Source organism: Chryseobacterium pennipullorum, from assembly GCF_003384725.1.
Lineage (GTDB): Bacteria > Bacteroidota > Bacteroidia > Flavobacteriales > Weeksellaceae > Chryseobacterium > Chryseobacterium pennipullorum.
On the sequence record NZ_QNVV01000012.1, the window covers coordinates 92,395 to 116,251 of the forward strand.

General features: G+C 41.8%; 8 protein-coding genes. All 8 read right to left on the bottom strand.

Features of this window, described 5'->3' with window-relative positions; genetic code table 11:
• Nucleotides 1-3: 3 nt before the first annotated feature.
• Genes DRF67_RS13985 through DRF67_RS14020 form a run of 8 tightly spaced genes read right to left on the bottom strand, consistent with a single transcriptional unit; the run spans nt 4 to nt 23,849 of the window.
• Nucleotides 4-4,425 (bottom strand): non-ribosomal peptide synthetase, encoded by a 4,422-nt coding sequence (locus DRF67_RS13985; RefSeq protein ID WP_115928909.1) that lies wholly within the window; start codon nt 4,423-4,425, stop codon nt 4-6.
• A 22-nt stretch (nt 4,426-4,447) separates the two neighbouring features.
• On the bottom strand, nt 4,448-5,572 hold the full coding sequence (locus DRF67_RS13990; protein WP_115928910.1) for a Gfo/Idh/MocA family oxidoreductase: 1,125 nt from the start codon (nt 5,570-5,572) through the stop codon (nt 4,448-4,450).
• 10 nt (nt 5,573-5,582) lie between these two features.
• On the bottom strand, nt 5,583-6,680 hold the full coding sequence (locus DRF67_RS13995) for a saccharopine dehydrogenase NADP-binding domain-containing protein (protein WP_115928911.1): 1,098 nt from the start codon (nt 6,678-6,680) through the stop codon (nt 5,583-5,585).
• A gap of 2 nt (nt 6,681-6,682) precedes the next feature.
• Nucleotides 6,683-10,249 carry an amino acid adenylation domain-containing protein gene (locus DRF67_RS14000; RefSeq protein ID WP_115928912.1) on the bottom strand — a complete coding sequence of 1,189 codons (3,567 nt, stop codon included), beginning with the start codon at nt 10,247-10,249 and terminating at the stop codon, nt 6,683-6,685.
• 13 nt (nt 10,250-10,262) lie between these two features.
• Complete coding sequence (locus DRF67_RS14005) at nt 10,263-11,063, bottom strand: thioesterase II family protein (protein WP_115928913.1); 801 nt, start codon at nt 11,061-11,063, stop codon at nt 10,263-10,265.
• A 24-nt stretch (nt 11,064-11,087) separates the two neighbouring features.
• A complete protein-coding gene (locus tag DRF67_RS14010) occupies nt 11,088-16,883 on the bottom strand; it encodes a non-ribosomal peptide synthetase (protein ID WP_123912749.1) in 5,796 nt (1,931 codons plus the stop codon).
• A gap of 48 nt (nt 16,884-16,931) precedes the next feature.
• A complete protein-coding gene (locus DRF67_RS14015; protein ID WP_115928915.1) occupies nt 16,932-18,821 on the bottom strand; it encodes a type I polyketide synthase in 1,890 nt (629 codons plus the stop codon).
• Between the two features lie 18 nt (nt 18,822-18,839).
• Nucleotides 18,840-23,849 carry a beta-ketoacyl synthase N-terminal-like domain-containing protein gene (locus DRF67_RS14020; protein WP_115928916.1) on the bottom strand — a complete coding sequence of 1,670 codons (5,010 nt, stop codon included), beginning with the start codon at nt 23,847-23,849 and terminating at the stop codon, nt 18,840-18,842.
• Nucleotides 23,850-23,857: the final 8 nt, after the last annotated feature.

The window sequence follows — 23,857 nt, forward strand, 5'->3', positions numbered from 1 at the left end:
CCGTTATTGATTTGAAAATTGACCTAAATAACCCGCCAGATCAGGTGCATATTCTTCGCCCACACAACCCAGGTGATCCCCTTCAATGTCTGTAATATCTAAAGTTCCTAGGCTGATTTCTGACCACAGTTCTACAATGTCATCATTGATTCCGGTTGAAGTCGTAGTCCCCTGATCTTTAGCTTTAAAATACCGGATATCACCAAAATAAGGCGGAGACACAAACCGGGAAGCTTTAAAGTTTTGGGCAAAAGTACTGTAGGTACGTTCCAGCAGTTCTTTGGGCATTTCACGTCCGGATAAGCGTTTCATGGCATCCAGATAAGCATCAAACCTTTCAGATTGGCTGGCGGCTTTCATTTTGTTAAAAACCGAACTTACCTGTACCAGTTCGCTGTTACCCTGCATCGTAAAAATAGCGCCTTCCGGAAGTTCGTTTTTATTTTGCTGTAAAGTTTGGGTTACATATTTCATGAACAGTTTTCCGTTCATCTCTCCAAAACCTGCATCTGCCGGGGTAATTCCTAAATTCGGCAGAAAACGGAATTCCACAAACAGATCATCATATACTTTAAACGGAACACGGATGGCGTCTATAATGCACAAATCAGCAACTTCAATTCCCTTTTCACTCAGCCTTCTTGCCATTTCTACAGCAATCATGCTTCCAATGGAATAGCCGATAAGTTGTACCTTTTTAGCACCATTTTCAATAATAGAAGCACAATAATCATCTGCAATACGTTCCACCAGCTGATCGCTTTCTAAAGCACAATAGGCATCAAAATCTCCCACGGAAATTCCATAGACCGCTCCGGAATTCTGATTGACCATTTCACGGATCAGGTGTTTATACCTTTCCAAAGTTCCACCACCTGCATGAAGGATGATACGATGCATCCCGGATGAATCCCCTCCGAAATGGGTAAGTGTACCGATACGGGTTTCTTTTTTGGTTTCTTCTGCCTTCTTCTGAACGCCTGCATTGTTTTCCTGATCTCTAAAGAAATCTGCCAGATCTGCAATGGTAGGAGAGGTTAGAATTTGTCTTAAAATCAGGTCAAAAGTCAGATGCTGCTGCCCTTTTTCTACGAAAATATCCCTCAGTTTTCCAGCCATCTGAGCGGATATCAGGGAGTCTGCTCCAAAATCGTTAAGGTTCTGATGCTTGTCGATATAATCAACGCCAAGAGAGCTGCACCACAAATCATGGATTGTTTTTTCAAGTACATCCTTGAAATCCTGATTGCCTGTAGTAGTTTTACCGGTATCGAGAATGCATAATTCTTCCAGTTTTTTACCATCTACTTTACCATTAACGGTTACCGGAATTCTATCAATAACCTGAAGATGGGAAGGAACCATATACGCAGGGACTTTTTTACCTAAAAACTGTACTATTTCAGAAGTAAAATCGGAATCAGACTGATTTCCGGAAGGAACTATAAATCCAAATAAAGTTTTGATTTTACTGTTTTCAGTATGGGTTTTAGCGATCACTACGGCATTGGAAACATCAGAATGGGTAGTTAATGCAGATTCTATTTCACCTAGTTCAATACGGTGACCTCTTATTTTAACCTGCTTATCTCTTCTTCCTAAAAACTCAATTTCTCCGCCGGGCATATATCTTCCCAGATCTCCGGTTTTATACATTCTTTTACCGTCTGAAGGATGCAGAAAGAAACGTTCATCAGTAAGATCAGGATCATTGAAGTATTCCAGTGCAAGCCCTGAACCTGTAATAAACAGATCCCCCGATTTCCATTCCGGACAGTCTCTCATCTGTTCATCCAGAATACGGAATCCTTGATTAGAAAGCGGTCTTCCGTAGGGTATACTATTCCAGTCCGGCTGTAATCCTTTATAAATGTGGAAATTGGACCAGATGGAAGCTTCCGTTGCTCCACCCAGGCTGATCAGCTGTACAGAAGGAACCAGCTGCTTTAAAGTATCAGGGAGGTTCAAAGGAATCCAGTCTCCTGATAACAAAGCAAGTCTGAAATGACTTAGAGAAGTGCTGATTGCCTGCTTTTCAGTTTCCAGAAAATTAACAAACATCTGCATAAGGGCGGGAGCCGTGTTCCATACGGTGATCTGATAATTTTGCATCAGTTCCAGCCAGTGAGAAGGATCACGCTGGCGGTCCGGCTGAGGGTAGATAAGAGTTCCGCCCAGCCCTAACATTCCAAAGATATCATACACTGATAAATCAAAACCGAGCTGTGATAAAGCAAGAACACTGTCTTTTTCATCGATGTTGAAACGTCTGTTAATGTCCTCAATGGTATTCATCGCTCCTAGATGGGAAATCACTACTCCTTTAGGCTCGCCAGTAGAACCTGAAGTATAGATCACATAAGCCGGAGCATTATGATCTTGTTTTGTGTTGGCAGAAATTTCACCAAGATTTATTTCTTTGTTAAATGATAAGGCATCTACAGCAATAATGTGTACGCCGTTTTCTGTTCCGTACCCTTGCTGATTGATTTCATCAGAAGTCAGAACATACTTAATTCCTGCATTTTTAATGATCTTTGTTCGTCTTTCAACAGGCTGGTTGAGGTCTATCGGAACATATACACCCCCCAGAGCAAGAACCGCCAGTACAGAAGTTACCTGATGGTGGGATTTAGGAAGGGTAATCGCTACTTTATCCTGCTCTTTGAAGCCCAGTTGTTGTAATTGCCAAGCAATAGCAGCTGTTTTTTCTTCAATATCCTGATAGGTAAACGAACCGTACTGATCTACAATAGCTGTTTTATCAGCATTTTTTTTGAAGTTTTTGAGGACGGATTCATGAAGTAAAGATTCCGGCAGCATAGCAGGTTCATGATTCAGTTGGTCTCTTTCCTCCTGATGCCTTGAAGGTAATGTAATCAGGTCTTTTTTGTGCCACGATTCCGGATGATCTGACAATTCGTTGAGAAGCGTTTCAAAGGTTGAAAACATATCGTCAATCATCTGTTCTGGGAAAATACCATCACGGGTATCCCAGTTCACAGAAAGTCCCTGCGCGGTATCTACCACCTGGCAGTCAATAAATACCTGAGGTGTCTGGCTGATATTGTAATCACCGATCTGTCCTTTTAGTCCTGCATTTTCGCCCGTATCAAGCAATCCGATGGCACTCGTTAGTACAACGGGTAAAAGAACTCTTCCGTTCTGTTGCTTTTTAGTCATTTCACGAAGTACTTCAACACCGGTAAATAACGGATGGTCCAAATCGTCAAACAGCTGAATATTCATATTCTTTGCCGCCTCACTGAATACTTTGGGTTCCCTGTAATCTACTTCAAGTAAACTGACCGAAGTGAAATCACCCACGATCTGATGAACTTCAGGATGAAGAGGCATACGATTAAGAACAGTAAGGTTAAGACAGAAATGAGCGGTTTCGCTCCAGCGTTCCAGTACTGAAGCGTACACTGCTGCCACTGCAGAAGTGGGAGTAATACCATGTGAGTTGGCGGTTGCTTTAAAGCTTTCCCATTTCTTTTTTTCAATCAGCGTGCTGTTTCTTGTAAAATGATTGGAGGTGGTATTTTCCCTGCGGGAAACGGGAAGGGTAGGACCTGCGGGCAACGTTTCCACACGGTTCATCCAGTAGTTCCGGTCTTTGGCATAGGCAGGAGTTTCACGGATTCCTCTTTCTGCAATGGCATAATCTCTGAAACTAAGGCTTAAGGGGGAAAGCTGAATATCGGGATTGAAATAAAGCTTTTCAAATTCAGCCATCAGCATCCACATGCTGATCCAGTCTGCAATCAGGAATTCCATAGAAAAATGAAGTACAGATTCTTTTTTCTGTTCCCATTGTGTTGTGGTTACCGCAATATCAAATAACGGCCATTGTTCAGTGTCATAAACACGATGGCTCATCTGCCCCCGTACTTTCTCCAAAACAGAAGCCTGTTCCTGAATGGCCAATGAAGAAACATCCTGATAACTTACCGTGAAGCGTGGTGTTTCCTGCTGAATGCTCTGAAACCCCTGATTGCTCACCGTAGCCCTTAGCATTTCATGCCTTTGAACCAGTCTGTTCCAGATATTTTCTACAAGTTCATGGTCTAAGGCATTGTATTTTAATTCCATATACAAATGACAGGCAACTCCGCCGTATCTGAATCCGGGGTTTCTTCCCAGAAGATAAGCAGATTGTACATCGGTAAGGGGAAACGGTTTATAACGGTTTGGCAGGTCATTCTGGATGGTAATGGTTTTGTTTTCTGACTCCAGATAGTTAAGGATCTTTTCTTTGTTTTCCTTGAGAAGCTCTAAGTCATTCGGTTCCATAACTCCTTTCGGAGCTTTGAATTTTAATTTTCCGTCTTCTGTCCAGAGCTGAATTTTCTTTTTTCGCATGCTGTTCATCAGCTCCTGAACATCAACGGATTCTATATAAGTTGTCATAGGGGTATTCATATTATTGGGTTCTAAAAGCAGATTAAGAGATACTCATTTCTTCTGGCTCAGCCGGAACGTGGCTGGCAATCTCGATAAGTCGGCTTATTTCAATCTGCTCATAGGATGCATCGGGTTTTAAGGTCGGAGATCCTAAAGCGTGGGTCAGGTCATGCCACAACCGGGTACATAATAATTCAAGGTGAGCTCTCTGTTCCGGTTTTTTTTCGCCTGTGATGAAGCTTTTTATAGCGAGCAGGTCCTTTCCAATAGCTCTTGGCCATTGTTTCTGAAGAATTTCCTGATAAGTAGGCGGAAATTCAGGTCCTAGAACCATAGTGCTCTTTTCATTCAGATGATTTCCGGCAGATACATTTCTCAGCAATTCATTGTGTGGGATATGAAGCTGGGCTTTCCATACAACAGGTCCATGGGTATCGGTAAGAGATAAAGTTCCTCCGGAGCATCCGATAGAGATGGTATGCAGTAAATGCTGATGGTTGTCAGGATCGTTTGGATTGACTTCATTATGGGCACGAAGGGTAAGAGGCAGACCGCCCCATTCTCCGGTAAGTACCTGGAATGGTCCCGAATCTTTCAGAACATGATGAATGTTCAGGGGTCTTGGGTTAGGCAAAAGATCAATCATCATCTGAACCAATGGAAATGATACCTGAGTGGCCAGCGCAATATCGATATAGACAGCTTTTTTCGTTTCAAAAAGATGTTGGGCCACTTTAGAAAACCGTCTGAAAGCCGGGAGATGAACATACAGGTTACCTGTAATGAAATGCACATTGTTCGATTTGGCTGCCCGTAAACAGGTGGCCAGATCATTGTGATGAATGGGATGTTCCTGTATCACATGAATTCCCTTTTCCATGCAGTAAAGAGCGAATTCGGTTCCTTTACCGCCCATAACTCCTGAACGGAGGATGATGCACGCCAGATCAACCTCATCAGGGTTTATTTCTGTAATATCTTTTAAAAGTGGGATGCCGTAAGCTTCTGCGCATTTTTTTGAACGCTCACTGCCACCGGCAATCAAAGCTTTGATCTCAAAGTCATCAGACAGATTACTGAGCGCTTCCAGATAAAACTGTCCGAAAGTAGAGCCAATGACTACGGTTCTTATTTTTCCTGATGTATATTTTTTGATACTGTTCATTTTTTAATCTTTATAAGGTTCCTTCTTCCTCCACGGAAAGTTCTTCAATTGAATGATCAATGATCTGGATACTGTGTGGGGAATCTGTTTTTTCCAGATGATCCATTACATAGTCAATATCCTCAATGGAAGCCGCATGATGTAATCCGTGTTTTAGTTTACCATCCAGTACTGCTTTTACGATAATGGCGGCTATTTTTCCGCAGAAAGGAATGATTTTTCCTACTTCATACACGGCAGTCTGTGTTTTTTCCTGACCTTCTGATTCTCCTGTCAACTGGACCATAAGAATGAAATATGGACTTCTTCCCAGCGTATCCATTTCTACGGCAAAGCACAATTTTTCAATCATAGCTTTAGGATTGGTTTTATACTCAAAACTGGCACTGTCGAGAGCTGCAATTGATTTTTCTCCTTCTACCGCAGCATACCATTCTCCGTTTTCCAGTTCAAGCCTTTGGGCTACCAGTTGGGTTTCATCATCAAAAAGAGGGAATACAGTAATTTCTCCGGGGAAGAAAGGAAGTTCGACTCCGGTTTTTCGTGATAATACATTCGGTACAACACCATTTCTCCAGGCCGCACGGGGAACATTGTTGGAATGTAATGATCCTTCCAGGTAATCTTCCGCACCGGCTTTTGAAAGCTGTCCTGAAGTTCCGTAATAGCTAAGCAGAGAATGGACTTTGTCAAACTGCTGACCAAACCAGATCGGGAACAATCCTGAAAATCCCGGGGTAGCTCCGGCAGCATACACTATGATATTATCTCCGGTTTCCAGCGGATCACTGTGATAATCATTATCTATTCCGGCATCTACCATGTTGACATGATGCTGTAAACATATTTTAGCGATCCGTCTTGAGTAACGATGGGATGGAGCAGCGCAATTTAAGATCAGATCACAGCCGGAAATGAAACGGGCAATGCTTTCATCATTTTCTACGTCTACCTGTTCCCAGATAGCTCCGGGAAGTACTTCCGACTGTTTTGCTTTTCCTTTCTCAGGATTACGCCCTCCGATTTTTAAGGGACCAATACCATATTGTTGCAGGGTAATGCAGGCATGATGGCCTACTTCTCCGTATCCTCCTATAATTCCTATCATAATTAAATTTCTCCTATTTCCATGGTTTCCAATTCCTGCTGCATTTTGAGGTGCTGTATCTGCACTTTAGCGGCAACATCTTTTAAAGTCGCTCCAAATAATTCTCTCAGGGAAAGATTCACTTCAAACTGTTTTTTTACCTCTGTAAGAAAACGGGTAGCCGATAAGCTGTCGCCTCCTATTTCAAAGAATACGTCGTTTCTTCCTACGGCTTCTAAAGCCAATAGCCCTTTCCAGATTTCAGCGATGCCTTCTTCCATCTTTCCGTTTGGCTTTTCAAAATCTTCCGTACTTTTTCTCACTTCCGATTCTATCATGGTTTTTACCAGTCCGGTAAAGGATTTCCGGTCTATTTTTCCATTCGCACTCAACGGCATCCACGGAAGGATAACCAGCTTTTCAGGAATCATGTGTGGTGGTAATAATGTCTGAATGTGGGAAAGAATCTGTGTTTCCTTTAATTGAGGACGGTTTTTCGGACACTGCGTATCATATACAAGGGTGAAAGAATCCTCAATCTCTTCAGAAAGGACTTTTGTAAAGCCTGTTTTCAGAAAATAATTTTTCCAGGATGCTTTATTTAACATCGGACTGAATACTTCTCTGCGCTGAGGATCAAAGTGCTGGAAACCACGGTCAATAACTCCTGAGCTGATAAGAGCAACCGGCATCAATAGTCCGGCCTCAACAGCGAGAAGCCGCCCTCCGTTTTGGAGAAGAAGATGGCTGATGAATATTCCCTGATCCGGTTGAGGGAAACGATGCAGTGTATTGATGGCCACCACAAAATCAAAATGATACCAGTATTCTTCGGGAACCTGATTGTTTTTCAGTTCAATTCCATCGACCTGATAGCCTGCTTTAGATAATGTTTCAATGCAGCTGCGAACCATAGCACGGCCTTCGTCAATCACAGAATATTTAATGCTGTTATTTTGAGTCGCTTGAAGCAGTTTCTCTGTTAAAACTCCAGTTCGGCCTCCCAGAATAGCAATTTTCAAAGTTTTTGCGGAAGTGTTGGCTGCCTGGTTAATTTTTTCGGCTATACATTCAATTCCTTTCAGTGTACTTTGGTCATGGGTGCTTAAGATCTCAGGAGATAAAAGGTCATCATCCAGTAAAGATACAGAGGGTAGAATGTTAGATAGAATCTGACGAAGCATGGGCTTACGTTCATCAAGTCTTTCTCTGAAAGTGTTCAGAAAGGAATCATCAGAATTAACAGTACTTGGTTCAGCAAATAACAACTGACCATCTTTTTCTGTCAGAATATCTTCTTCATGCAGCCAATTGAGCCACATATCCAGTACGGGAGTCTGCTCAGGAGCAATGCCCATTTCATTAATGATTTCAGCTTTTAATGCGGTGATCATAGACGGTAAGGCTGGTTCTGAAAGTAAAAGATCAGAATCATTAGTTCCTTTCATAGTGTGGTTTGATAAATCCAGTAATTCGTACAGGAAATTGGCAACCACCTGCTTTTGAAGTTCATATCCGGATTGGGCAGCAGGAGAGGCGGCTGCAAGTATATCAGATTCGGTTTCTTCAGTTAAAGCTGCTTTTTCTCCAACAATACCGGCAATCAGATGGGCAGATTGATGAATGGAAATTACCGAAGCTGTTGCCTGAGCGACGCCCGGAAAAGTTTTCAGGGCAGACTCAATTTCTCCGAGCTCGATTCTAAATCCGTTTATCTTTACCTGATGGTCTATACGGCCTAAAAATTCCATATTACCATCCTGCCAATAACGTCCAAGATCACCGGTCCGGTACCATCTTTCGTTATCGAAAGTAACAAAACGGCTGTGGGTAAGTTCCTCATTATTGGTATACCCTGAAGCAACTCCTTTCCCTCCAATCCACAATTCTCCGGCAACGCCATCAGGGCAATCCATTCCCAAATGATTCACTACTCTGTATTTCTGATTGGCCAGAGGTTTTCCGTACGGAATTGATTTCCAGTTGGGATTAATCCCGTTTACAGGGAAGAAATTGGACCAGATGGAAGCTTCTGTGGCTCCACCCAGGGCAATAAGCTGACCGTTTTCTGATCTTTCTGTCAGTCTGTCCTTTAAATCTAATCCTACCCAATCTCCTGAGACTAATACCAGACGAAGGCTTGACAGATTATTTTCTGACGAAGAACTCAAAAGCAACATGTCAAAAAGTGCCGGAACTGAATTCCATAGAGTTACGTTGTACTTCTCAACCCACTGAACCCAAAGAGAAGCTTCTTTTCGGTCTTCCTCACGAATCAGTACCAGCGATCCGCCTACTGCCAGCAATCCGAAAATATCATACACAGACAAATCAAAATCCAGAGCAGATATGGCTAAAGCCCGGTCTGAAGCGGTTACGCTAAATCTGGTATTGATATCCTGAATGGTATTCCACGCTGCGGAATGGGTAATTTCTACTCCTTTAGGCTCTCCGGTTGATCCCGAAGTGAAAATAATATAAGCCAACTGGTCTGTACCTGAATTTGCAGGGGCTTCCAAAGGCTCTACTTCAGAAAGTTCATCAAGATTAATGATGGTAATATGCTGCTCCTGTGCCAGATTGTTGAGATGTGGAAATTCGGCAAGCGTTGAAGAATCAGTAACTATATACTCTATGTTTGCCTTTTTAAAGATCTTTTTCTGGCGTTCTGAAGGCTGGTCTACACCAATCGGAATATACAGTGATCCACTCCCCAAAATTCCCATCACAGCGATGATTTGAGGGTAACCTTTGGGCAGTACAACTGCTGCACGACTATTCTGCCCAGCTCCGTTATCAACTAAAGCACGTGATAGTTTTAAGGCCTTGTTGGCGAGTTCTCCATAGCTCATTTGAGCTGTATTTCCCTCTTCCCAATAAAGAGCAATATCCTCAGGATGTTGCAAAGCATGCTGGAAAAAAGCCTGATGAATAAGTTGGGGCTGAATTTCTGCTGAAGTCCGGTTGGCTTCAGTTCTGATTGTTCTTTCCTGTTCGTTCAAAAGATCCGGTAAAGGATTCTGCCAGTTTTCCTGTGATGACCAGTTCAGTAAATAGCTGTGGGTGCTGGCCAGAGACTTCACTCTTTCTTCCTTTACAAATTCAGAATGAATATGCCATTCAATTTGTACATCTTCAGTTACTTTTATCATCATTAAAACCGGAGAGGTGATGATGGGAATACTAAAGTCAGAGGAGCCATCATGAAGAATTACGGAAAACCTGTGGTTCAGTAATTCTTGTGCTTTATTGGAATCTGAGGTGACAGAATCATTCAGGTCACTGCAGTGTTTCAGAAAACTTTGATCCCATCCGATATTTTCAGAAGGATTAAGTAAAACGGAGAAAAAGTCGTTTTTACTGATGATATTCATCTGTTCCCCGGTTTCCTGATCCGGCAGGTCGAGCAAGGTTTTTAAGCAAAGTGCAGCTGTAAAAGCCAATATGTTTTCCGGCTGTAAGTGATATTCTTTTGATTGATCTCTAATAGTCTTCCAGGTTTCCTGGGAAATATGAAGTCTTTCCGTATTCCATGTATCATCCTGGATGAGCTGGGAGATTGTTTTATAATGAATTGAATCCGTTGTCATGAGTCATCGTAATTTAAGAGAGTGATTTTCTTGTTTGGGTAATGGTATCCATCAGTGAATTCAGGTAGGTTTCACCCAATGCCTGAATAAAAAAGTGGTGACCTTCAAACTCCTTGATGTGAAATTCATCTGTGGTCACATCTTTCCAGTATTCCACAATTTCTTTGGTTGCATCATCCTGTGTAGCGCAATGGGCTTCAATAGGAATCTGAAGTTTTTGTCCTGTGTATCGTAAGGATTCATGGGTACGTAGATCTCCTCTCAGTTGGGAGAGGGTAAACTGTAACATTTCCGGATGATTCAGAATGGCTTCCGGAGTACCGCCCATTTTTTTGATTTCTTCAATAATTTCGGCATCAGTACTGGCGCTGCTCAAAGGGTTCGGATCCTGCATATGAGGAGCATGGCGTCCGGCAACAATCAGTTTTTCAGGGAGCTGGAAACCTCTTTCCTGTAAAGTATAAGCGACCTGAAAGGCAACTGCTGCTCCAAAACTGTGCCCGTAAATAATATAAGGAGTGCGTACCACTTTTGGAAAAACCGATAAAAAAGCTTCTACCAGTTCGTCAATGGAGTCTGCGGCCGGGGATGTAATATGATTGCCGCGCCCCGGGATCTCCACAGGAATAAAGTCTATGTCACTCATGTCATGGGTGGCATTGCACCAGCTTCTGTACAAACCGGCACTACTGCCGGCTGAAGGAAAACAAAATACCTGAATGCGCTCTTCCGAAGGTCTGAACGAATCTGTGTTTTCTTGTTCCTCCTGTATTTTTCTATGGTTAAAAGGAAACCATCTTTGTAAAATATTCATATAGTTTTAGTTTTAATTTGTTTTTTATGAATCTGCACTCAGTTGAATGTCCCAGTTTTCAGCTTCTACAATCTGGTGTACCCATGCTTCATACAGCGTTACGATTTTTTCAAGCTGCTGAAGATCAAAGGCTTCTTCCACCACATCCCAGTTGATCAGGTATTCATCACCTCTGCGGTAGATCTGATGGTCAATGACTACCTGCGGAGTCTGGCTTACAGCATAGACCTCTTTTACGCCTTCAGGGAAGAAATTGTTTTCCATATCGGCTGACTCACTGCTTAGCAAACTGGTATACACAACGGGCATCACCGCTTTTCCGGGATTGTTTTTGTTTAAAGCTCTCAGGACTTCCAGTCCATTTTTAGCCCGGTGCTCCACGGCCTGCCATATTTGTTCCTGAATGGCAGTGGCTTCGTATAAGAAGGTTGCTTGATTTTCAGGGAAATAAGAGATTAAGGCCACATTGGTAAAGTCACCCATGACCTCGTTAACGTCCGGGTGAAGCCCCAGACGGTTGAAAAGCGTCATATTTAAAGTAAGAGCTTTCCCGCCACTCCAGTGGGACAGAAGTTTTGAAAAGATGGTTGCCAATACGGCTGTAGCACTCAGATTGTACTGTCCGGCTTTTTGGGTTAAAGCTTCAATCGCTTTATCTGATACGGCAAATGTGTACCTTCTGAATTTTGGATGTTCAATTTCAGACAATGGTTTTATAAACGGCAATTCCGGTCCGGAAGGAATGTCTTTTAACTTGGATTCCCAATAGTTTTCGGCTTTCTGCAGGAATTGCTGATGTTCCAGATGCCATTTTTTTTCATCGGCAATATATTGCTTAACGGTATATCCTGGCTTCTTTACTTCCTGACCCTGATAGGCTTTAATGATTTCCCGCATCAGAAGATCGGCGCTCCAGGCATCCAGTAAAAGTAAATCGACGCTCAGATGTAAAATGGTGTCGGCAGAATGAGCGCTGCTCACTTCAAAATGAAACATGGGCCACTTCCCAAGAGGATATTTATGGTGGGAACGTTCTGTTCTGATGGCTTCGGGTGTCTCATTAGATATTGTAATCTGATAATAAGGCTGCTGTGGTAAAACTGCCTGGGTTCCATCTTCGTAAATAACGGTTCTAAGGGCATCATGTAACCCAATGACATGATTCACTACTTTTTCAAGTTTTTCGACATCAAGGTTGGGCCATTTCAGTTCACTGTAATAGTGTGATCCTACGTTTCCTAATTCAAAAGTATTGTCTCGTCCCATTAAAAAGGCCGCCTGGATAGGAGTAAGAGGAAATCGTTCGTATTGTTTTTGATGTTTTTTAAAGGTTTCGGACTGCAAATAGGCAATCAGGAAAGTTTTGCTGGCTTTTAACTGTTCAAGCAGTTCAGGAGAAAGAGCTCCTTCAGGCGCTTTGAATTTCAGTTTGTCTTCTTCTACCCAAAGCTGTACTTCTTTCTGTTCACATGCATTAACCAAAGATTGCAGGGTGTCCGTATGTTTTTGCCATTCTAAAGATTCAAGTTCTGTCTGCATGGCTGCTTTTTCAGATTGAAAATCTATGGCACCGGCAATAAGGGTATGCAGATAAAAGTGCTGTACGGAAAGGTTTAAGTTGGCTCTGATCTGTTCAAAATCATAACCTCCCAGCTGACAGGCTCCAATATTATAATGCACACCTTCTGCTTCCAGCAGCTGAGAAATAAATCCGGCTTCCAGCATAGAAAACCGCAGTGATTCTTTATTGTAAATGGGATAAATGGCTTCCATATCTGCGATCATGTGAACGGCAAAAGCTCCCTGATCCAGCCAGTTATGGTTAAAATTAAGCTGCGTCGCTGAAATAACATTTTCATGAGAAATCAAGGTGAGTTCCTGATTATACGGATCGAAGTAGTAATACCCTTCCTTTACATGTTCTACTTTGTCCCTGAAAACGGTTACATAAATCTGTACAGGATATATTCCTCCGGAAGAGGCATAATTGAAGCGTACATTCTGATCCATGGACTGGGCAGAGCATAGATTTAAATAGCCTTTAAATTCTTCAAATGAAACAGGTCTGTCGATGAAAGTACGGTAGCTCTTTCTCCATGCACTGTATACATCCGGTGTTGGGCTGTCTGCTAATGAAATCCGGTTGTCGGAAGAAAGATCAGTACGTTGTGCAATCCGGCTTTTCTTGTAAGACTGTCTTGGTTCCAACTGATCAATGAAAGGTAATCCGCTAAGGTATTTCATTTGTTCAGCAGTATACAACAGGAACTGAGGCGGGACAGAATGATTTCCGGTTTCTTCAAATTCTTCAAACCGGATGTTTTTGGCCTGATAATATTCAATCAGTTCAGCAACAGAAATCAGTCTCACCATATCACCTACCGTAGGACGATCCAGGAAGTGGGTTTCCAGTTGATTGGCGAGCCGGATAATATCCATGGAAGAAACTCCCAGTTCACTGAACTGATCCTGCTCATTGAGTTCCGGCAGATCAAATACTTCCCGCACAACTTTCAATACAGGATGGATGCTTCCGTTTTTTGAATGGGTTGTTTCCTTTCCGGTATCAGGTTTTTCAGATCGGGATGAGGTTTGTTCCGCAGCTTGCCGGATCAATGCATTTCGGTCAATTTTTCCATTGGCTGTTACAGGATAGTTTTTCAATGGAATAATGCTGTCCGGGATAAAATAGGGTGGAAGATATTTTGTCAGCTGTTTTTTGAAATCAGACTCTGAAAAAGCATCTGCGTTAGATTTCACATAGGCTACCAGCTTTTTGTGAGCTGCTTTTTCTCCAATAGGCAGAATTACAGGATCCAATGCCGGATTACACTGTTGAAATGCCATCTGGATTTCTGCAATTTCAATACGGTATCCGTTGATTTTTAACTGATCATCTTTCCGTCCCAGGAATTCAATCATTCCATTTTCTATATACTGTCCGTAATCACCTGTATCATACAATCTGATATGGAGCTTAGGATGGATATAAAATGCTTTTTGGGTTAAGTCTTCACGGCCCCAATATTCCATTGCAAGACCTTTTCCGGCGATATGCAATTTTCCTTTGACAAATGCCGGACACGGACGTCCTGATTCATCCAGTACATAAAATTGCTGGTTGGATAGGGGATACCCATAAGGAATGGAAGTCCATTTTTCTTCGAGTGCTTTCACTTCATAATAATTTGACCAGATGGATGCTTCTGTAGCGCCCCCCATACTCACCAGACTGACGTCAGGTATTAGCTTTTTCATCCTGTCAAAAGTGGAAAGCGGAATCCAGTCCCCTGATAAAAAGACTTTTTCTAAAGACAGATTGTTCTGCTCCTGAGTAGCATCAAGCAAAATGTTGAATAAGGCAGGAACAGAATTCCACAAGGTAATCTGATGTTGGGTAATCAGGGATTTCCATGCTATCGGATCAATACGTTCTTCTTCTGTAGGAACAACAAGCTTTCCGCCTGCTCCCAGCACTCCGAAGATATCATATACCGATAGATCAAAGCTATAGGCTGATACTCCAAATACAGCGTCATTTTCGGTTACGTCAAAGCGTCTGTTAACGTCTAAAATAGTATTCACAGCAGCTTCATGAGTAATCACAACTCCTTTAGGCTTTCCGGTAGATCCGGATGTGAAGATGATATAAGCAATGTCCTGAGGGAGAATGACCGTTTTTTCAAAATCAATTTTTTCCCAGGTGATATCAGACTGTTGTAAGTGCAGGAAATTTTCAGTTTGTATTTCGTTTAAATCAAATTCCTGATCGGTAATAAAACCCTGTGCTTCCGCTTGCTGAATGATCTCAACGGTTCTGGCTTCAGGATTGTTGTGAGACATCGGAATATAAGATCCCCCATATTGAACAATACCAAGAATAACGGCGATGGATTCAAATGATTTTTGCATCTGAACCACAATTCTGGCTCCTTTTTTAATCTGATTACGTTGCAATAATGCCGAAATATGATTGGCTTTTTCAGTTAATTCTTTGTAAGAGTACGTTTGTTCTTTAAAAACAATGGCTTCTCTGTTGGGATCTTTTTGGGCGTATTCCAGAATTTGCTCATGCAGCAGAAGTTCGGGATAATTGTATTGAGTCTGATTGACAATCTTTTGGATTTCACGCTGATTATTAGGTCTCAAATCATCCAATGTTGACTCCCAGAATGAAATTTCCTCGACTGCATTTTCAATTAATCGTGTATAGGTTTCAAACATGGAAGCAATCAATCCGTCGGGGAATATGGTATTTAAAGCATCCCACGCCACTACCATATCTTCGTTTTTAATCATTACCTGTGAGTCTAACCAAACCTGTGGTGTCTGAGAAGAAGAATAGCCTACTTCGCCAAACACGGAAGGATCACCCAGGTCATTTCCATCTTTGCTTAAACCTAATGCGCTGGTAAATACGACAGGGTAGAACAGATCCGCTGAAGGATTGATACGGTTGAGCTCTCTTACCACCTCAACGGCAGAATACGTTTTGTGCTCCAGGTCTTCCTGCATCTGCCATTGCAGTGCCAAAGCATTTTCTTCTACGCTGCGGTTGAGACAGTTGACGCTTAAAAGGGACAGATGGGTGAAATCCCCAATGACTTTATCAATGTCAGGATGAACAGGATCTCTTTCAAAAACGGTTAGCATCAACCCAAACTGTGGTCCGGAACCCCAGGCAGAGAGTACTTCTGAAAAAAGGCTCATCAAAGCTGCTGTAGGAGTCAGTTTTTTCTGTGCGGCATGTTGACAGAATTTTTCCCATTGTTCTTTGGTAAAGGTGTGTTCAAAATGAGTAAATTCTTTGGCGGTATGACCAAAGGCACTGATCTGTTTTTTTAATGGCAGTTGGGGCGGCGGAGATAAGCTGTCCATCCTGTTCAGCCAATACGCTTTATCATCTTCATACCGGTCAGATTTTTTTCTTAATTCAATGTACTGAAGATAATCACGGAAAGAAGCTTTGATTTCCGGAAGAGCGTTTTGAGAATAAGCGTTTTTCAATCGCTGCGAATATAAGATTGAAAGGTCTCTCCAGAACAGACGCAGACTTAATGCATCGCTGGCGATAAAGTCCATTCCGAAATGAATGCGCCATGTGCCTGATTCCATTTCACTGACCCTGAGATCAAATAAAGGTTTGCTGAGTGGGATGATCTGGTTTTCCATCTCTCCACGGATCTCTGCAAGATGTTTCTGTAAATCTTTACCTTCATTGATGCTGTGCAGAGGAATGATGTAATTCATTTCCGGAAGGATTTTCTGGAAACCGTTTTCATCCACTCTCACGCGAAGCATTTCGTGTCTTTTGATCAGATCATTGATGGCAAGCTGTAAAGCGTGTATGTCCAGATCTCTGGTGTTCATTTCAAAATATCCGTAACAGCTGATGCCGCCCCAGGGCAATTCTGCATTTCTGCCTACCACGTAAGCATTTTGGATGTCTCCGAGTCTGAAGCTTTCATATCTGGAGTCTTCATCATTTTTGTATAAACTCAAGGTTGTATTTTCAGAAGAAGTAAGCTGTTGTTCATTGACCTGCTCAAAGATGAATTCTGCCCAGCTTTGTAAGGTAGGTTCTCTTAAAAAGTCTGTACTTCTTACTTCTATACCCAATTCTTTTTTCCAGCGGCCTGTAAGGTCAGCCATGGCAATAGAGTCTAATCCTATGGTAAACAGATTTTCATCATTTTCAAGTTCTTCCAGCTCATCTTCATCGAGCTTTAATTCTTCCATCAGATTTTTTTGAAGGTATTCAAAAGCTTCTGACACACTGTTAAGTGTTACCTGTGGAGATTCTTGTTCTATAGTTATCACAAAATAGTTTTAAATGTTATTGTTTTATCTGAATAATGCTGCTCAGCATCAGGTGGTTTTCAACCCGAATACTTTTTCCTGGAACTGATAATTCGGGACATTCACTTTTCGTAGTCTGCATCCTTTGTAATAGGACTTCCAGTCAATTTTTTTACCTTTTATCCAGTCTGAAAAGACATGCTGTTCCAGATCCGGATGGTTCTGAGTATCTAAAAAGGACATTCCTTCAAAATCCTGATCCTTTATTTCAGAAATATCAGAGCTGTTTCTCCAAAGACCTTTAATAGAAATACTATCCGATTCATCGGCAAGAACAGTTTCTAAAATCCTGAGGGCTTCGTTTTGATCGGCTGCCCAGATTACCTGTTTTTCTTTGAAGTCAGCTCTGGATACATTCTGGCTGTAGGATAATTCATCCATACTCAGATTTTCGTTTTCCTTTAAGAAAGAAGCAAAAGCGGCCCATTGATCTCTGATACAGGACAGGTTTCTGGCACTGAAACGAAGCGGCCACTTCCGGGAGGTTTCATTTGGTTTTTCCTGCCGATAGGGAGCAGGATTTTGATATTCTTCCAATACGATATGAGCATTGGTTCCGCTTAATCCGAAAGAACTGATCGCTGCTGTTCTTGGCTTTTGTGAAGCGTTCCATTCTATTGTTTTTGTTGGAATTTCAATGCATGAGTCAGCCCAGTTGATATGAGAAGAGGGGGTGTTGAAATGCAGATTTCCGGGAACTTTTTTATGTTCTAAGGCTAATACGGTTTTAATAAATCCTGCAACGCCCGCTGCGGCTTCCAGGTGGCCAAGGTTCGATTTTACAGTACCCACATACACCGGAGATTGTCTTTCTTTAGGAAGTAAATGGATAATGGAGTTCATTTCAATAGGGTCGCCTATTTCAGTTCCTGTTCCGTGGGCTTCGATATAATCAGGGCCATTTTCGCTGATCCCAGCTTTCTTCCAGACCTCTTTCAGTAACATTTCCTGTGAAGGGCCGTGAGGTACGGTAGGACCGGAAGATAATCCGCCCTGATTAATTCCGGATGCTTTAATAACTGCATGAATGTGATCGCCAGCCTTCACGGCATCCGCCAGCTTTTTAAGCACCACAATACCGCATCCTTCTCCACGAACAGTTCCATTGGCTTCCGCATCGAATGATTTACTGCGGCATTCCGGGGAAAGGATATTCAGGGAAGAAAATAATGCTGTGGATTCCTGGAAAAGCAACAGATTGACTCCACCCGCAAGTGCCATGTCACAATCGCCCATCCATAAGCCCTTACAAGCCTGGTCAATACTCACCAATGATGAGGAACAGGCAGTATCAGTCGTAATTCCCGGTCCCTGGAATCCAAAGAAATAGCTGGCTCTTCCGGACATAAATGAAAATCCGTTACCTGATACATCATAAGGTTCAAACTGGGCAGTCAGTTTTCTTTCACTGGCGAGCTGCTGCATATATTCCATCAGCATAACACCTGCATACACTCCTGTTTTACTTCCACGCAATGAATCCGGGGCATATCCTGCATTTTCCAGGGCTTCCCAGCAGACTTTCAGAAATAATCTTTGCTGGGGATCGGTACGTTCTGCCTCTCTTGGGGAAAAACGGAATAAGCGGTGGTCGAACGCTTCGATATCTTCTTCAAGATACCCGGCTTCTTTTAAAAAGGGACTCCCTTCCCATGCTCCGCTTAACGTATTTTCTGTTCTCTTTTCCGGAATAGGACCAATGAGGTCTTGCTGCGATTGTAAGGCTTGCCAGAATTTTTCCGGACTGCTGGCTCCTTTGGGAAACCTGCAGGCCATTCCTACAATAGCAATAGGTTCAAAAAGAGAATCCTGGTTGTGTTCTAATTGTTTTTTCAATCTTCGGATTTCCTCAAGAGCTTTTCTGAGGATATCCGAACGATCTGTAGTATTGTTTTCCATTGAATTTTGTTTTGGTATTTACTGCAATTCCTGCATTAAAAGCTGTAAAAGATCCTCTTCACTTTCTTCTTTTTTATCGTCGACAGAGGAATCCGGAACTTTTTGCGTTAATTCTTCAAGGTGCTGGCTTAAAAGATCCACTGTGTTAAAGTCATAAATAAGACTTACGGATAATTTGATATCAAGCAGTTCTTCGAGGTCAGTTCGTATACCTAATGAGTGAATAGAATCCAATCCCAGTTCAAAAAGAGGAATTGAAGGATCTACCTCATCGATATCAATTTCAAGTTCCTCTGCCACCATTTGCCGGATGATTTCCCGTAAAGGTTTATCCTGAATTTTAGGAGTGTTTTGTTCTTTTTTATTCCCTGAAGTAGTTTCCTTGTGAGTAAGCAGTGACAACAGCTGATTATGATTAAGCAGCTGATACAGCGGAGTAAAACGTTTCCAGTCGATATTCATAATTCCGGGAGTCGTGAGAGCTGATGTGGCAGCCAGTTCCAAAGCTTTGTCGATGGCAACACTCATAGGAATGGTCAAAATACCAGACGCTTCAAGTTCTTTTGCTTCCTCGTCTTTCATCAGTCCTTTTTCTGCAAACCTTCCGAAACGGACTGAAATGGTTCTTTTCCCTGAAAGATTTCTGTTAAAAGCAAGGCCATCCAGCAGTAAGTTGGCACTTGAATATCCGGCTACTCCGTCTCCTGACCATAATGAAGCAATAGAGGAGGTGTACAGGGTAAATCCAACCTTGAAGTTTTCAAATTGCTGATCCAGCTGTAAAGCCCCTTCGTATTTCGCTTTCCATTCAGCTTCAAGCTCTTCGGTATTGGCTTCAGTGACTTTATTTCGGGTAATGGCTCCGGCAGCATGAATCAGATTGATTTCTTCGATGCCTTGTTTTTTTAACGTGGAAGCAATGGCTTCCATATCTTCAGCAGAATCTACTTTTCCGGCAATTGCTGAAATCAAAATACCCTCTGATCTGCATTGTTCCACATACTTGCGGAAATCCAGCTGTGGCGGGCTGAGTTTCATTTTCCTTGCCTGGCTTTCTTTTGCCTGTAACCATGATGGATTACGGGACAGAAGATAGATTTTTTTGCACCCTGATTTGACCAACTGTTCGGTAAAGATCCGGCCCATTTGTCCTAATCCGCCTGTAATCAATACAGGGTTTTTCCAGTTGCCTTTTGGTTGTTTATTTTCAGAAAAAATGTCAATTTCTCTTGTAAGCACAGGAGTGTAAACCGTAGTTTCTCTTATGGCAAGCTGATCATCAGTGAAAAGATTTTTAACCTGAGAAAGGAAGGCGATTTCCTGAATAGATGCGAGATCAATGACCCCTTTCCATCTTTGTTTTGCTTCGATAGGCATGGTTCGGGCCAGTCCCCAAAGCGCTGTTTGAAAAGGATTGACTTCTTCTGTAGTATTGACTGCTGCTCCTTTAACTGTACATAATCTGAAACTAAGATTTTTAGTGAGATTCAATAACAGATCTTTGCATACAGCAAACACTGAGGATAATCCTTTAATATCTTCAATAGGAGGGGTAAAGAGTATTAATTCTTTGTTATCCTCTGTCTGACTTTTAATTAGCTCTGAAATAGTACTGAATACAGATAGGTTTTGATGTACCTTTTTTTCAGATTCCTGTCCAACAAAAGCTATTTGAGGTAGATCTTCAGAATTCTTTTCAACCGCTGAAAATACCTGTTGAGCTTGTTGAATATTTAAGAAAACCCATAGATCCTGTTGAACGGACGGATTTGCTTTTTTCTCAGTGTCTTCAAAGTTGATGTCCAGCTTTTCCCATTGCTCTTCATATACGAACTCATTTTCTATTCCTGGTTTTAAAAATTCGGTCAAGATTTTTCGAATTTCCATAGAGGTAATTTCCATCAAAGGATATCCTTCAGAATCACAAAAACTGAACTGAGCTTTCATTGCATCACTATCTGCTTTCAGCAATTCTCCTGACGCATGAACAGGGCCGTGAAATGGTTGATAAAAGTTAATCTCATCATAACGAGAAGGCACAAATGGTTCGGAAAACTGTTCAAATATTTTGGCTGAAAATAAAGCATGCATACAGGCATCCAGCAGTTCAGGAGAAGCCAATAAATCCTTTGCTTTTTCATTCTGCTTTACAACAGCTTTCATGCTTCGGTCATCGGATTTCACCTGATTCACCAAACGGAATTCTGTACCATATTCTATTCCCCATTGATCTAATTGATCATAAAATACCAAGGTGTCGACAGGGGTTAAAGAAGCATCATTAACGATCACTAAGGGGTCAGGAACACTACTTTCAGAACGAAGTTTAAAATTACCTTTTATATGAAGCATCCAATCCTCCTGTTCTTTTCTGCTCCTGATTTCCCAGAAGCCATTTGCTGTAAATGGTTCTTCATGGTCATTATACATTAAATCCAGTTGTACCTCTCTTTTTTCCTGCAATGAATGGAAACTCATCGGCTGGAAAATCTGTACATTTTTTAAAGTAATCTTATGACTTTTCTGAAGATAAAATAATGCTTCAACAACCATGGAAAGATATCCTGCGCCTGGAAAAATATAATTTCCGTTCACGATATGATCTTTAATGAAAACTTCCTTTTCAGGGCTGAATGATGAAGTAAAACTTTTTTGGTTATCCTGCTTCGTATCCAACTGATGATGAAGAATAGAAGCAATAATATTCCCTTTTTCAGGTTGTTGAATATTTCCGGAAGCTGCCGGATCTTTTCTGCTATTGATTCTATAAGATTCCGAGATATAAGTTCCCATAGCCAGTGGAGCAGGAGGGAGTGGTACTTTTCTTATAGGTTGATTTCCTAAAAGAGAGGTCCATTCTATTTCAACTCCTTTTGCATAAGAATACAACAGGAAATCGGATAATTGATCTTTTGTGTCAGTTAATGAAACCGAAACTTTTGAAGCATCATTCAGAAGATTCACCGTAACTTCCTGTATTGAAGAATCTCCTGTTTTGTCAAGCCAGAATTCTTTGTTAGCTGCTTTTTCAGCTTTTTCCCAATGATGATTTCCTGTACGGAAACTAATTCTGTCAAGAAGTTGTGCACGTTTTGATCCGTTTTCCAGGATAAACAGCAACAACGCTTCTTCAAGGTTCAATAATCCACTGAAAACAGCGCCCAGATAATCTCCATCACCGGATGTATTCAAGATGACATCGGCTTTTAACATAGAAATAATGGAGTCTGTCCATATCAATGCCTGAGCAAAACGGACCGCTTTCTGTTCCAATGTTGTAGCAGGATTTAGTGAAAGATCGGAAAGAGATTTACCGAATAACTTCGTCAGAATATGATCAATTTTTGTGATGGACAGCCTGAACAATTCTTCTTTTCTCCAGCTTTGAAGAGATTCCGGATTAAAATCATTGAAATTTTGAATATGTACAACAAGCTGATTTCTTTTTCTCCTTCCTTTCAGTGAAACAGTATTGAAAATATTTTGCTGGTCATGTTGGAATTTTTCGAGTTCCGTTATCAATTCTTCTGTGTTATTCAGCCAGGCACAGAGGGATTCTTCAAATATTTCCCGTCCATTCATCAATGTATTGGACAGGGCTGCAATAGAGGTATTCTTATCAATACTATGTAAAAGAGAAGAAACATATTGTTGTAAAGTGGTTTCATTTTGCGCAGAAATGAGAATCGGCCATTTTTTACTTAATATATCCGAAGATTTATTTGTTTTCTGTTCAGGGGCTTTCCCCAGAATTGCATGAACATTTGCTCCGGTCATACTGAAGGCACTGATTCCAATATATTTTTCCTTGTTTTCCCAGTTTTGAGTTTCTTTGACCGGGACAATTGGTTTTTCATGCCACTTAAAGCCGGGATTCAGCTCTTCCAGATGCAGTCCGGGAGGGATCGCATTGTTTTTAAGGATCAACAGAGACTTAATTAAAGAAGCCACTCCTGCTGCGGGTTCAAGATGTCCTATATTGGATTTCACAGACCCTACAAAAAGTGGTTCTGCTGCTGATTTTTCACTTCCGAATACCTGGTAAAGTGCTTCAAGCTCCACAGGGTCTCCAAGATAGGTGCCTGTTCCGTGAGCTTCTACATATCCAATATCTCCGGCGGAAAGCCCTGCTTTTTTCAGACATGAATCTATCAGTTTTACCTGGGCTTTTCCGTTGGGAGCTGTCAGTCCATTGCTTCTTCCGTCATGATTGGTGGCTGTACCTTCTACAGTCCCGTAAATATAATCGCCGTCTCTTTCTGCATCTTCCAGACGTTTCAGCAATAAAACGCCCACACCTTCACCACGGATATAACCATCCGCATGCTTGGAGAAAGCCTGGCATTGTGCAGATTTTGACAAAGCACCCATTTGGGCCAATGCGACTAATGCATGAGGTGACAGAATACAGTTTACTCCTCCGGAAAGGGCATAATCACATTCTTCATTCAATAAGCTCTGGCAGGCTAAATGCAGAGTCATCAGTGATGAAGAACAGATCGTATCCAGTTGAATAGCCGGTCCGTTTAATCCTAATAAATAAGCCACTCTTCCTGTAGCAATTGCATTACAGTTTCCCAATGGATTAGAGGCCGTATAGCCATTCACTCCATCCGGAGCAATGTCGAAATCGTAGTAATCACGATAGCTCAGACCAAAGAATACGCCTGTTTTTTCTTTAATGGAATCAATTTTATACCCTGCATTCTGAATGCTGTTCCAGGAAGACTGGATGAGCAGACGTTGCTGTGGATCGATGTCAGCAGCCTCTTTTTCAGGAATCCCAAAGCTTGAAGGAGAGAAATCAAATACATCGGAAATAAATCCGGCACGGTTGACAAAGGTTTTTCCTTTACCACCTTCAATATCGTAATAAAAGGAATGATCCCAACGGTCGGAAGGTATAGGGATGATTCCATCTTTTTGATGTAAAAGTGCTTCCCAAAACTGATCCGGACCATTGGACTGTCCCGGGAATTTGCAATCCAAACCAATGACCGCTATCTTATTTTTTTTGATGGTGTTCATATTGTATT

What these genes read in the sequence shown, in the direction of transcription:
- DRF67_RS13985 (WP_115928909.1), bottom strand. Translation starts at nt 4,425, where the DNA reads ATGAATACCCCTATGACAACTTATATAGAATCCGTTGATGTTCAGGAG.
- DRF67_RS13990 (WP_115928910.1), bottom strand. Translation starts at nt 5,572, where the DNA reads ATGAACAGTATCAAAAAATATACATCAGGAAAAATAAGAACCGTAGTC.
- DRF67_RS13995 (WP_115928911.1), bottom strand. Translation starts at nt 6,680, where the DNA reads ATGATAGGAATTATAGGAGGATACGGAGAAGTAGGCCATCATGCCTGC.
- DRF67_RS14000 (WP_115928912.1), bottom strand. Translation starts at nt 10,249, where the DNA reads ATGACAACGGATTCAATTCATTATAAAACAATCTCCCAGCTCATCCAG.
- DRF67_RS14005 (WP_115928913.1), bottom strand. Translation starts at nt 11,063, where the DNA reads ATGAATATTTTACAAAGATGGTTTCCTTTTAACCATAGAAAAATACAG.
- DRF67_RS14015 (WP_115928915.1), bottom strand. Translation starts at nt 18,821, where the DNA reads ATGGAAAACAATACTACAGATCGTTCGGATATCCTCAGAAAAGCTCTT.
- DRF67_RS14020 (WP_115928916.1), bottom strand. Translation starts at nt 23,849, where the DNA reads ATGAACACCATCAAAAAAAATAAGATAGCGGTCATTGGTTTGGATTGC.